Genomic DNA, 12,389 nt, shown 5'->3' with positions numbered 1-12,389 from the left:
TATGTCAAACCTCGTTCTCTCGTATCTCACGATCGGTCTGGTCAATGGATCGTTCTATGCCCTGCTCTGCCTCGGCCTCGCATTGATCTTCGGGCTCTTGAACATCCTCAACATGGCTCACGGCGCGCTCTACATGATGGGTGCATTTGCCGCCTGGGCGGCCGTTGCGCGCCTTGGTCTTCCCTATCTCGTGGGCCTGTGTGCGGCTGCCGTTCTGGTTGGATCGACCGGGATGGTGCTGGAGCGCCTCTTGTTGCGGCGGACCTACAGTCTCGATCCGCTCTATGGATTCATGCTGAGCTTCGGGCTCGCAACCGCGATCCAGGGCGGATTTCAGGTCATCTTCGGCTCTACGGGACTGCCCTTCACGACGCCCGCCTGGCTGTCGGACGTGGTCGATCTCGGCTTTGCAGTATTCCCCGTCTACCGGCTGTGGGTCGTCATGGTCGCCTTTATTGTTTGCCTTGGGGTGTGGATCGCGATCGCACGAACCAAGGCTGGAGCGACGCTTCGGGCGGCATCCGAGAACGCCAAGATGGCCGAAGCGCTGGGCGTCCCGATTCCTGCGGTGATGACGGCAACCTTTGGGCTGGGCGCGGCGCTTGCGGGCCTCGCCGGCGCTCTTGCGGCGCCGATCTATCAGGTGAGTCCGTTGATGGGGTCCGACGTCCTGCTTGTTGTCTTCGCCATCATTGTGATCGGCGGGATGGGCTCTCTCGGAGGAACAATCCTGGCGGCCTACTGCCTGGCATTGCTCGAGAGCGCGACACTGGCGGTGTTCCCGCAAGCGGCCAATGTCATGATCTTCGCTTTCATGTGCATCGTCCTGTCGGTCCGGCCGCAGGGCCTGTTCGGCATCGAGGTGCTGCGTCATCATTCCTTTGCCGGCATTCCTCCCCCGGTCACGGCCACGCCGGATGTACGCGCGGACAGAAAATACGAGCGCATCCTGATCGTCGTCATCATCGCAGCTGCACTCGCTGTCCTGCCGGCACTGCTCTACCCGATCTTCCTGGTCAAGATCTTCTGCTTTGCGATTCTTGCCGCGTCGTTCAACTTCCTGCTGGGGTTCGCCGGGGTCATGTCGTTCGGACAGGCGGCGCTCTACGGGACGGCCGCCTATGTCACCGCGCATGCGCTGAAGCACTGGGCGATGTCGCCGGAGCTGGCCATGCTGGCGGGGATCACTGCCGCTATTCTGCTCGGCATCGTCATGGGAGCGCTGGCGATCCGGCGGCGTGGCATCTATCAAGCCATGATCACGCTCGCCGTCGCCCAGATGGTCTACTTCGTGTTCGTCCAGTCGAGCTTCACGCATGGCGAGGACGGGCTGCAGGCGGTGCCGCGTGGCCTCCTGTTCGGTCTGATTGATCTGCGCAACGACCTCGCCGTCTATGCACTTGCCGTGGCAGCCTTCTGCTCCGTCCATTTCGGCATCAAGCGGCTGCTGTCGTCTCAGCTTGGGATGATGCTTGTCGCGGTCCGCGACGACGAGCGGCGCGCCTTGTCCCTTGGTCAGAATGCCCGGGGCCTCAAGCTGTTCGCCTTCGCGATCGCCGCCGGCTGTGCCGGCCTCGCCGGGTCACTGAGTGCGGTTGCCTTTCAGCTCGCGACTTTGTCCGGCGCACACTGGCACCTCTCCGGAGAGGCTGTTCTGATGTGCCTCATCGGCGGCCTCGGCACATTGAGCGGACCCTTGGTCGGCGCCACGGTCCTGGTCACGATGCAGCACTTTCTCGCTCCCTATGGGGCCTGGGTGCAGGTGCTCCAGGGCGTCGTCTTCGCATCATGCGTCCTGACCTTTCGTGACGGGATGATGCCTCGACACGCGTTCGCCTGGCCTTCGCGGCTCCGCGGGACCAGCGCCAGCTCATTCGCACCTGCCGAGACCCTCGAGGAGACGGGCCGATCATGACCATGGCGATCCCACACAGTCGGCGTCAGCTTTGCGAGATGGATGGCGATCCTTCGCAGCTGACGGCCACGGCTGCAGCTTCGGCCATACGCGAACGACGCCTCTCCGCGGCCACACTGCTCGAGGCCTGCCTCGCGCGCATCGCGGCACGCGACGGCGAGGTCCACGCCTTCACTCATGTCGCGGTGGACGCGGCGCGCGAACAGGCGTTCCTCGCCGACAAGGCGCAATCGGAAGGCCGGCTCGCCGGAGCGCTCCACGGCCTGCCCGTCGGCATCAAGGATGTCTTCGATACGATCGACATGCCATCAGAATATGGCAGCAGCCTGCTGCGCGACCGTCGCCCGGCAGCGGACGCCGCGGCGGTCGCGATCCTCAGGCGATCCGGCGCCATCATCATCGGCAAGACGACGACGTCGGAATTCGGCATGTATCATCCGAGCGCGACCCGCAATCCCAATGATCTCGGGCGCTCACCTGGTGTGTCTTCGGCCGGCTCGGCGGCAGCTGTGGTCGACCGGATGGTCCCTCTTGCACTCGGGACTCAGCACACGGCGTCGACGGTGCTGCCGGCATCATTCTGCGGAGCGCATGCGTTCAAGCCGTCGTTCGGGGTTGCAAGCATGGAAGGCTCCAACATCCTGGTGCCGCGGCTTGCGCAGATTGGCTATCTCGCGAGATCCGTCCAGGATCTCTGCTTGTTCGCCGGTGCATTTGATCCCGTTGTCGACAGCGCCGCCGACCGGATCGGGCGCCCTCCGAGGCTCGCTGTGGTGCGCGGACCGGGATTCGAGCAGGTCGCTCCGGACGCGGGCGAGGCTTTGACGGCCTTCATCGGTGCGTTGCCGGTCGCGGTCCACGAGCTGGATCTTCCGAGCGAGTTCGGCGATGCAATCGAGGTGGCTCTTGGCCTTTTGAACGCTCATCTGGCGGCTCGCTTCGGCGATCTACCCCAGCATCTCGCTGCCAAGCTGTGTCCACCGTTGCGGGATGGAATTGCCGCAGGCATCGCGCTCGGCGCAAAACGTTACATCGAGTTGAACGCGTCGGCCGATCGCTTGATCGGCCTGACGTCGAAGCTGTTCGCCCAGCACGATGTGCTTGTGACCCTTTCGGCGCCGGGCGAGGCGACAAGGCTCGATGAAGGTCCCGGCTCGGGGAGTCTTGCCATGCCCTGGAGCCTGTGCGGTCTGCCTGTCCTCTCAATGCCGCTGCTCTGCGGCGCACACGGCTTGCCGATCGGTCTCCAGCTCATTGGGCGTCATGGCTCTGACCGTGAGCTGCTTCAGAGCGCCGCCTGGATTGCTCACACCTGCCGCCTGCCAACACGGGTTGATCATTGATGCGATATACATCCGCCACCGAGCCGACAACGGGCTGCGACACGCAGATCGAAGTGAACGGACGGGTCTACAATTGGCCGCGCGTTTCCACCGTCATCATCTGCTTCGATGGCTGCGATCCCGACTATATCGCAGCGGCAAGCAGCGCGGGCATCGTCCCTGCCCTCGATCGCATGCGACGCGACGGCTTTGCGACCACGGCGCTCGCGGCCATGCCGACCTTCACCAACCCAAACAACGTTTCGATCGTCACCGGGGTTGCGCCCGCGCACCACGGGGTGTCGGGCAACTTCTACATCGATTCCGCGAGCGGAGAGGAGGTGATGATGGTGGACGCATCTCCGATGCGGGCGCCGACGATCCTTTCCGCCTTCTCCCGTGCCGGAGCCAAGGTGGCCGCCGTGACGGCCAAGGACAAGCTCCGCAAGGCGCTTGGCAAGGACCTCAAGGGCATCGTGTTCTCGGCCGAGAAGGCCGATTGCTGCAGCGAAGCCGAGAATGGCATTGCAGACGTGCCGGCGCGGATCGGCCGCTCCGTCCCTCGTCAGTATTCGGCGGACCTGTCCCTGTTCGTCCTGGACGCGGGTCTCAGGCTCTTGGCGGATCATCGTCCTGATCTGATCTATTTGTCGCTGTCCGACTATGTCCAGCACGCCTACGCACCGCACGAGCCGGAAGCCCTGGCCTTCATGGCCGAGGTGGATCAGAGACTCGGCGCACTGCTCGCCGAGGGCGCGCTCGTCGGGATCGTCGCCGATCACGGTATGAGTGATATGGCGCACGCCGATGGTTCGCCCAATGTCATGTTTCTCGGCGATCAGCTCGACGCAGTCTTCGGCCTCGGGCGGACGCGGGTGATCTGCCCCATCACCGACCCGTTCGTCCGCCATCACGGCGCGCTCGGCGGCTTCGTCCGGGTTCACCTCCAGGATCCAGTCCTGCGCGCCTCAGACGTCGTTTCGTTTCTCGCGGGGCTTCCGGGCGTCGGTCTCGCCTTGACCGGAGACGATGCGGCCGCCCGCTTCGAGCTGCCGCGCGACCGCGAGGGCGACGTCTGCGTGATCGCAGCAAAGGGAATAGCCCTGGGCGCCCGGGCATGCGACCACGAGCTTTCCAACCTGGCGGGCGCGAGGCTGCGCTCGCATGGCGGTCTCGCCGAGCAGCGCGTCCCCTTCATCCTGTCTCATCGGCTTCGCGCGAGCCCGGGCGCGCCCGATGGGCGCACTTTGCGCAATTTCGATATTTTCAGTGTCGCACTCAATGAGGTGGACCTTTGACCATGAAGCGTGTTGTCATCATGATCCTCGACGGACTTCGACGGGACCTCATTTCGCCTGCGACCACGCCCCATCTCGCAGATTTCGCCGCGCGCGCCGAATGGTTCGAGGACTACCGGACCGTCTTTCCTTCGTGCACACGCGTCGTGTCGGCGAGTATTGCGACCGGATGCACTCCGGCAAGACATGGACTGCAAGGCAATTCCGTTGCCCTGATCGAATCCGGCAGGTTGGTGCTGCGCGACGCCGGAGATCCGCAGTTTCTGCAACACAAGCGCCGAGTCACTGGATCCTCACTGCAAGTGCCGACCCTGGCGGAACGCGTCAAGACCGTGGGTGGCCAGATCGTCTTCAGCAACGTGTCCCCGGGGGCGGCATACGCCCATGATCCCGACGGGCATGGATTTGTCTATCACCGGGCCGGCTCGTTCGGTCCTGGCCGCATCGAAGTCGCGGCCGGCGATCGATTGGACGTCACGCTGGACAGCGGCGGTGACGCCAGGATGACAGCCCGCTTCATCGACGACGTGGTGGTGAAGCGTCGCCCGGCGGTCGGCATTTTGTGGCTTGGCGAACCGGACCATATTCAACACAACGCACCGCTCGGTTCTCCTGACCATCTTGCCGTGCTGGCGGAGGCGGATCGTCGGGCGGTCGAGGTGATCGCAGCCGTCGAAAGACAGCGCGACCAGGGCGAGGACATCCTGCTTCTGATCGGATCGGATCATGGTCATCAAACGGTCGAGGACATCGTCGACATCGATGCGGCGCTGATCACCGCGGGACTCAAAGCCAACCCCATGTCCGACGAGATTCTGGCCATCTCGAACGGGACCTCGGCCTTGATCTATGTCGATTCCCAGCGCGGCCCCCCGCTGCAAAGCGTGCGATCGCTTCTGGAACGCAGTGATTGGGCCGGGCAGGTCTTCGGGCCGGACGAGCTCGACCGCGTTGGACAAGCTCACACCGGCGGCCTTGCGTTTGCCGTGTCCATGCGGTCCAGCGACGTCCCCAACCGCTTCGGAATCCGCGGTTCGAGCCTCGCGGCCAAGCCTGCCCTTGGCAAGCCCGACCGACTTGGATGCGGACAGCATGGAGGACTCGGGACCTACGAGCAGGCTCCGTTCCTGATGGCATGGGGCGAAGGCTTCAGTCCGGGTCGGATCCGCAAGCCGCCCGCGCGCGTTATCGACATCGCGCCGACAGTGCTGGCCCATCTCGGGCTGCCCCGCACAGGGATGGACGGCGAGGCGTTGCAGGCGGCAGCCTGGCGTTCCGAGACGCGCGCCATGACGGCCTGACGCCCGCGCTGTACACGCATTGGCCCAAACGATGTCCAACCAACCATCTGTGGCCAATGCCCGACGGCTGCACCGCGGCACCCCATCCTGTCGATGCCCCCTGGGCAGAGCAGTTGTTCACTGCTGCCGAGAGCGCGTGGCCACTGTGCTGATCAGAGCGCCGGACTGTCGAAGAACGTCCGCCGCAGGCCGATGCGGCCACCGCTGAGATGATAGACATCGGCAAATCTGGCCTTCAAGGGACGCCCATTCTTGTCCTGGCCCGCAAAGCTGCCCCAGCAGGCGATCTGTTTGCCGTTGCTCAGCACCTGCTCAAGCAGGTGCTCTCCCGAGGCCACGATGCGCTCGTGGCGATAGAACTGCATGATGGCCAACTTGCCGACAAAGGGCTCATATCCTGGACGCTCATAGACGGCACCGTCATCCAGCAGGCTGGACAAGCCTGCCCAGTCGTGAGCGTCGATACAGGCGAACAGGTGCCTGACATATGCCTCGGCTTCCCGGTGACCCAGCGGTCCCTGCATGCTTTCCCCCGCCATTGAGAGCCGGCTCTGCTCACATCGCCGCTGCGCGCGGATCGGATTCCTCGCGCCAGCTTACGCCCATGGCGGCCTCCAGATCGGCCAGCATCTCCTGCACCGGCATCCAGACAAGACCACAGCGCATCGATCCGAGCGGAGATACGACCAGTTCGACGCTCGACCGCTCGATCCGGGTGTAGCCGGTGCGATCCGCCATGCCGCCGGCAATCACAGCGTCGGCCATCATGCTGATCGTGAAATCCGTATTCCAGCGCGCATGAGCATAGGCACGCGAAATCCGGGGCAGGATTCGCGCCAACCCTCTGCCGCGAAAATCGCGCCGGTACCAGCCGGCGCCGGAAAACACGACCCTGCCCGCAATCGTCGACGCCACCGGGGTCGCAATCATACAACCGTCGCCGCGCGCCAAGGCGGCTGCCGGATCTGCGTAGAACATACGAAGCGAGATGGCTTCCTCGAACAGCGTCGTGGCTGTCCAGTCGTAGTACCGACCCGCCTGTGTCGCGACGACCTCCCCGTTCTTGTCTTTTCCGACCATAACGAAGGTGTTCTCAGCTGTCGCGCCGCCGAGGTCGGGCTGGAAGATCGGCACCAGCGGTCGCCAGCTGTCGGAATTTGCGCTGTTGACGTCGAGCAAATCCTGTAGGCTCGCAAAATAGACGCTGACGCCGCGCTTTTGGGCGGCGGTGTCAGCGGCGAGGAAGAAGCGTCCCAGGAGGCCGATCGGACCATGATCGATCTTCAGATTGGAAGGCACGCGGCCAGATTGAGGACAGCAATCCTGCATCGACATTCCTTGCCCTTTGCTACGTCACGCACATCAAACCGTGGCTGGCGACGATTGCATTTGATCTATCCTCTGTAGTTGTAGCGCGAATGACATAATTCTGGTTGATTGTTTCAAGCTGAGATTGATGCTTCATGGACGAACATCTTGGATACGGCATGAGGTAAGCGGACGTGGCGACTTCCAAACAGCTCCCTGACGGCCGCCCCGCTGTGTCCCGAAACCAAGGCAAGCGGCTCAGGAGGTCATCCAAGAAGCCCAATCATGTCGATCAGCATGTGGGAACGCGCTTGCGCCTGCGACGGAACCTGCTCGATCTCAGCCAGGATGACCTGGCAAGACGCCTCGGCGTGACAGCTCAACTCATTCAGAAGTATGAAGCGGGCGAGACCCGGATCAGCGCATCTCGGCTGTACGAAATCGCAAACCAGCTCGCTGTTCCGATCACCTGGTTCTTTGACGAGATTGACGTCAAGGCAGGCGCCGCTGTGCCAGAGGCGTCTCATGAGCAGACCGCGGACTTCAGTGAGCTTGTGACCAAGCGCGAATCTCGCCAACTGCTCGAGCTCTATTTCGGCATATCCGACGAGCGGCTTCGCCGAAAGGTGCTGCAGATGGCTGAACTTCTCCGCTCGCGCGACGACGAGTAATGCGCTCAGGACATCGGCCAAGCCGAATGACTGAGTTTTCGCATCCCTCATGCAGTCCTTGCCAGAAGGGTCGACGTCCGCGGCGGCTGCGAGACGGACCAGCGCGCCGATCATGCTGATCGCCGCTGGCTACGCAGCAGATTTCGATAGCCGCCTCGGATCAGGGTCTGACCTGTTTGAACCAGCCGGATCGTCCGGCTGCGCAGGTCGTGCGTTTTCCATCCCCGATCTTCAACTCGCTCGGCCCCGAACAGAGCCGTGGCGATCGCCCGATAATTCTGGCCCGCGAGGCGGCCATCCAAGGCGCGCAGCGCAAGAACGAGGCGCCGGCGCTGCTGAACGGGCCCGGTGTGAGCCGGCAGCCGGATCGGACCTCGTCTCAGCGCCGTCCAAAGCCGATAGGCCGCGCGCGTCTGCAAATCGAAATCACGGTCGAGCGGCAGCTCGACAGCCACGGCCGTCCCCTTCGCCGGAAGCCGGGAGAGCAGCAGCCGGTGCGTGGCGCCGCCCAACTGCAGCACCGCGTACCAGCCATCGGACGCCCGTCTCAGCTCGGCGCCGGGCGATCCGCGAAGGTCGAGATGAGAGAATGGCGCAAGCGAGCCTTGCGAGGCTGGAGCAAGGCGAAGCACGGTCGGCAGCACCTCCGGCGCCCAGAATATGGCCTGAGCATCAAACCGGCGCATTGGGTCAGCCGCGAAAAGAAAGCCCCCATCGCTGCCGGAATTCAGGATGGGTCGGGCCGTCTTTGTCTTGTGCAAGCAGATCGCTGTAATCTCGCCGATAGTCTGGATTACGACGTAGACATTCCCAGGCAAAATCGGCCGCATCGGCTGTTTCGAGCTTCTTGTAGGACTCGGCCGACCGCCAGTTGAACTCGCTCATTACACACTCGTCCCTGCCATTTCCGCTCTCTCAACAACGTTTGCAGAGGCTAGCAACGAGGGCTTCTGCACGGGGCTATCAATCTGCGGAGTTGGCACCGATCGAGCGCAACACGGTGGATTTTGCGTATTCCTGGGACTTTCGGTTTCACTCAAATCGCGCGATTCCGGGCAGCGATGATGAGGCCCCGCTGCTGTCTGCGCCATACTGGCCTTGCCTCGGGTCCACTTTGCCAAGGATTTCAGCAGAATCGACGGCCGTCGCGCGACTCTATCAAGTTTGCTTACGCCCGAAGCTCACGCGCGCTCTCAAATGGCGCTCACATCCGTTTGAGAAGTGCTTCGTCCGACCTTGGCAATTTCGGTCAAGCGATCTGGCCGCAGCTCAATCTGCGGGGGCGAGCTGATGTTCCAGCCATCGTGCCGCACGATCAGAGATCAGCTCCGGACGAAGTCCGGCTACGCCGGTGCTCCTGTGAGGCGCCCCTATCGTAAGCCATTCCCCGAGCGCGCGCGCCCACCCTGCGGCAGGATCAATGGCCAAAAGAGGTGCAGCCAAGCTGCCCTGGCAGAATGGGAGACGCCATACCGTTCCCTCAAGCACACATATGTCGTCGCGAACGATGACAGTCCAGTGCTCAACAAATCCGGACCATTCGAGCGCGGATGGTGGCGGTGACGTTCCCGTGCGCAAGCAGCCGAGCAGCTTTGCTGCGAACACAAGGTTCGCCTTTGATCCCCGCCAGTTCGTCCCGCAATCTGCCCGATGGGGACAGAGCAGACGGGCAGTATCCGGTCGTGCAAGGGCGGGAGCATCCGTTGCGACGCTCGGTCCGATGAAAACAGGTGTCTTGACCATGCCGGCCTTCTCGCTGCTCAAAACAAGATTTCAAACAGAGACTAAAGGTCGATCCGATTGACGTATGGCGCTTTCACGTCGACGGCGACCGTAGCGTCGTCTTCACCGCACTGAAGGATTTCCCGATATGCAGAAGCTGAGTGGCCGGTCCCTCCTCGCCGGCTTCACACGTACGCTCCCGTCCAGGGGATGGGACAAAGCCATCTGTATAGGCCTGTTGCCAGGAATACCTTTGCCGCCGTCTCATCGCCCGCTGGGCCTACTGGGCGACCGCAAGCCGCTCGACGGGCGACGCGCCATTCGAGCTGGCGAACAGCCTTGCTTCCAGCATCGATTGCAACGGCGCAACGTCTCCCCTTCGCAACGCGCCGATCGCATTTGGAATCCCAGCCGCGACACGAGCATCGGCGCGACCAGCTGCAATGGCTTGGAACTTGTACCCGATGTCGTCCCAGCTCATGGGGTTCGTAGGTTCTCCCTTCGGCGCCAACACGGTCCGCTCAAAGGTGCCCGAAGCCGTGGTGATGCGAACCCGCCCAGGAACCGCAGCCGGGAACATCAGCTCAAATTCGGGATTGACCGTCATGTGGACGCGTCCAGCGATCTCGATGGCTCGTTGGTCTGTCAGCGACTCGTTGCTCAAGGGGAGCAACGCTGGTGCGCCGCTGATCGCGGCGACACCGAGGCAGAACGGAAGGCTGTATTGCGCTCCTTCCAGCGTACGCGGCGCCGCCTCGTTGCTCAGGGTCAACGACCTCCCAAAGGTCTCCACATCGATGCTGATGATGGCTTTCGGATGAATGTCATGATCGTTCAGCAATGTGATCAGCGCGTCAATCGGCGCGTGAATCCAACGGCAGCAACTATAGGGCTTGAAATAGGTGCTGTTGATGAGCCAACTCGTTCCGAGCCCGTCGAGAAGCCGCGCGCGATCGTAACGTTCTGAACTGTCCAGAATGTCGATCGGTCCGGTGAAGCCCTGCTTGGCCAGATCGGCCGCCAGGACGCCATTGGCAGCTCCCCATGGGATGCCCTCCTTGACGCTGTTGCCTCTGAACCGGGTGTATGGAGTAGCCGACTGGCTCGGTGCCGTTGTCCCAGCGATCGAGATCGCGTGTGCGATCTGGCTCCGCGACAGCCCTCTCAGCCAGCCCACCGCTGCCGCAACGGCTTGACCGCTCCAGAGGCCGCTGTTCACCGTCGGGACGCTTCGCAGATCCCGGGCAGCAGAAATACGAACGCCGATCTCATATCCGATGGCAATGGCTGCAAGCGCCCGTTGCCCATCCAAGGACGGACTGCCGAGCAGTGACAATACCCCCGGAATGATCGCTGCGCCGGGGTGCCCCGAAGCGGCGCGGTGGCCATCATCCAGGTCGAGCGAGCACGCGCAGGCCGCATTGACGAAGGTTGCCCCCGCAGCGGTCGACCGCTCTCCTGAAAACCACATCGCCGCCGGTCCATGGCCCCAGGTCGCGCTCGCTATTCGGCGCACGGCGACCGCATTTGGCGTCTCATGGCCGGCTATCGCGGCGGTCATCAAATCGAGCACGCATTTCGCCGCGCTGATCCGGGCTTCTTCTGGAACTTTGCTCGCGCTGACCCATTCGGCCAACAGCTCGGCAGCGGTGTATGTCATGCGGGCCTCCAGGGATTCTTCAACATGTGTGCAGATCGGACGAGGTGAGCTAGCGCATCCGTCCGACCCATGATTGGCAAACCGAACTCTATCGAAGTGGCACGAAGCTGGCCTTGAGCATCTTCCGCGCGAATGGCAGCAGGAAGTCAAAGTCGAATTTTGTGAGCACCTATTCGTCGGAGTTATGGGGTTGAGCCGGATCCGCGCCGATCCTTTCAGTCGGTTTTGGCGCGGGCCGTCGCGGTGTCGTGCCACTTGCCGGGCAGGCGACGCTTTGACGAAACTCCGGCCAGCTGCTCGTACATCGCTATGAAGAGATTTGAGGCGATTACGACGGCAATCCCGGCCAGCTCGATCGGGACCGGCATCTCACGCCAGACGAGGAGACCAAGCAGAAAGGCAAAGACGAAGGTGGCGTATTCGAAGGGTGCAACGACGCTCGCCGGCGCCATCTGGTAGGCCTTGGTGAGCAGAATCTGGGCAGCGCCGCCCAGAACGCCAATTGCGACGAGGATCGGCAAGTCAGTCACGCTCGGCCAGACTGCAGAGAACGGCAGCGTCGCTGCACTCACCAATGTGCCCGAGAGCGAAAAGTAGAAAACAATGGCCATGCTCGTCTCGGTGTCCCGCATCTTGCGGATGGAGATCAATGCAAGGGCCGTAGCCACCGCACCGGCCAGCGCGAACAGGACTCCCGAGGAGAGCCCCCGGCCATCGGGATGGGCCATCAGCAGCACGCCGCCAAATCCGAAAACGACGCCAACAAGACGATGGAGGCGAATGCTCTCCCCGAGCAAGGGAATGGCAAACAGCGTGATGAACAACGGCGCCGCGTAGCCCAGCGCCGTCGCAGTCGCGAGCGGCAGCATCCCGACCGCCGTGAAGCTGAAGAAGAGGGAGCAAAGACCGGCAACGGAGCGGCGCAGATGAGCGCCCGGCCGTTCGGTGCGAAGCAGGTGATAACCTCCGAGACGCCGGACAAGCCAGAGAATCGGCAGCAGAGCGAAGAAACTCCGAACGAAGACGATCTGTCCCACGGGGTACTCGCCGCCCAGCTTCTTGATCAAGGCGAACATGACGGCGAGCACCGCTGCCGAGAGCACCTTATAGCCGATTGCCGGCAGGTGAGATGACACCGAGCTGTTTGTCACGTCCTGCCGGCTGCTAACGATCGTCATACAAGCCTCATGGT

At 62.9% G+C, this 12,389-nt stretch carries 11 protein-coding genes and 1 pseudogene; 6 read left to right on the top strand and 6 right to left on the bottom strand.

The window, feature by feature from the left end; all coding sequences use genetic code 11:
• Position 1: 1 nt before the first annotated feature.
• The 5 genes and pseudogenes from ACQR1X_RS25220 to ACQR1X_RS25200 form a co-directional block, all read left to right on the top strand.
• A pseudogene (locus ACQR1X_RS25220) lies at positions 2-856 on the top strand (branched-chain amino acid ABC transporter permease); the annotation flags it as partial.
• Between the two features lie 6 nt (positions 857-862).
• Positions 863-1,915, top strand: a complete 1,053-nt coding sequence (locus tag ACQR1X_RS25215) for a branched-chain amino acid ABC transporter permease (protein ID WP_434899867.1) — start codon at positions 863-865, stop codon at positions 1,913-1,915.
• Positions 1,912-3,258: an amidase gene (locus ACQR1X_RS25210; RefSeq protein ID WP_434899812.1), complete on the top strand. Its 1,347-nt coding sequence runs from the start codon at positions 1,912-1,914 to the stop codon at positions 3,256-3,258. Before ACQR1X_RS25215 ends, ACQR1X_RS25210 begins: the two co-directional genes overlap by 4 nt.
• A complete protein-coding gene (phnA, locus tag ACQR1X_RS25205; protein ID WP_434899811.1) occupies positions 3,258-4,535 on the top strand; it encodes a phosphonoacetate hydrolase in 1,278 nt (425 codons plus the stop codon). Before ACQR1X_RS25210 ends, phnA begins: the two co-directional genes overlap by 1 nt.
• 2 nt (positions 4,536-4,537) lie before the next feature.
• A complete protein-coding gene (locus tag ACQR1X_RS25200; RefSeq protein ID WP_434899810.1) occupies positions 4,538-5,836 on the top strand; it encodes an alkaline phosphatase family protein in 1,299 nt (432 codons plus the stop codon).
• 152 nt (positions 5,837-5,988) lie between these two features.
• Here ACQR1X_RS25200 and ACQR1X_RS25195 read toward each other — a convergent pair whose 3' ends face one another.
• Entirely contained in the window at positions 5,989-6,360 is a 372-nt protein-coding gene (locus tag ACQR1X_RS25195) for a nuclear transport factor 2 family protein (protein WP_434899809.1), read from the bottom strand.
• A gap of 31 nt (positions 6,361-6,391) precedes the next feature.
• A complete protein-coding gene (locus tag ACQR1X_RS25190; RefSeq protein ID WP_316182294.1) occupies positions 6,392-7,171 on the bottom strand; it encodes a hypothetical protein in 780 nt (259 codons plus the stop codon).
• A gap of 167 nt (positions 7,172-7,338) precedes the next feature.
• Between ACQR1X_RS25190 and ACQR1X_RS25185 the strand changes: the two genes are divergently transcribed.
• On the top strand, positions 7,339-7,815 hold the full coding sequence (locus ACQR1X_RS25185; protein WP_315716414.1) for a helix-turn-helix domain-containing protein: 477 nt from the start codon (positions 7,339-7,341) through the stop codon (positions 7,813-7,815).
• Positions 7,816-7,925: 110 nt separating this feature from the next.
• Here the strand turns inward: ACQR1X_RS25185 and ACQR1X_RS25180 are convergent, their stop codons facing one another.
• The 4 genes from ACQR1X_RS25180 to ACQR1X_RS25165 form a co-directional block, all read right to left on the bottom strand.
• Complete coding sequence (locus tag ACQR1X_RS25180; protein ID WP_434899808.1) at positions 7,926-8,501, bottom strand: DUF2285 domain-containing protein; 576 nt, start codon at positions 8,499-8,501, stop codon at positions 7,926-7,928.
• Positions 8,502-8,505: 4 nt separating this feature from the next.
• Positions 8,506-8,700 (bottom strand): transcriptional regulator domain-containing protein, encoded by a 195-nt coding sequence (locus ACQR1X_RS25175; protein WP_315801428.1) that lies wholly within the window; start codon positions 8,698-8,700, stop codon positions 8,506-8,508.
• A gap of 1,117 nt (positions 8,701-9,817) precedes the next feature.
• Positions 9,818-11,197 (bottom strand): MmgE/PrpD family protein, encoded by a 1,380-nt coding sequence (locus ACQR1X_RS25170; protein WP_434899807.1) that lies wholly within the window; start codon positions 11,195-11,197, stop codon positions 9,818-9,820.
• Positions 11,198-11,412: 215 nt separating this feature from the next.
• A complete protein-coding gene (locus ACQR1X_RS25165) occupies positions 11,413-12,375 on the bottom strand; it encodes a DMT family transporter (protein WP_434899806.1) in 963 nt (320 codons plus the stop codon).
• Positions 12,376-12,389 lie beyond the last annotated feature (14 nt).

Origin of the sequence: Bradyrhizobium sp. HKCCYLRH3073 (assembly GCF_051167995.1) — a bacterium.
Classification (GTDB): domain Bacteria; phylum Pseudomonadota; class Alphaproteobacteria; order Rhizobiales; family Xanthobacteraceae; genus Bradyrhizobium.
The sequence above is the reverse complement of the archived record's forward strand: the minus strand, read 5'-3'. Positions and strand labels throughout refer to the sequence as shown.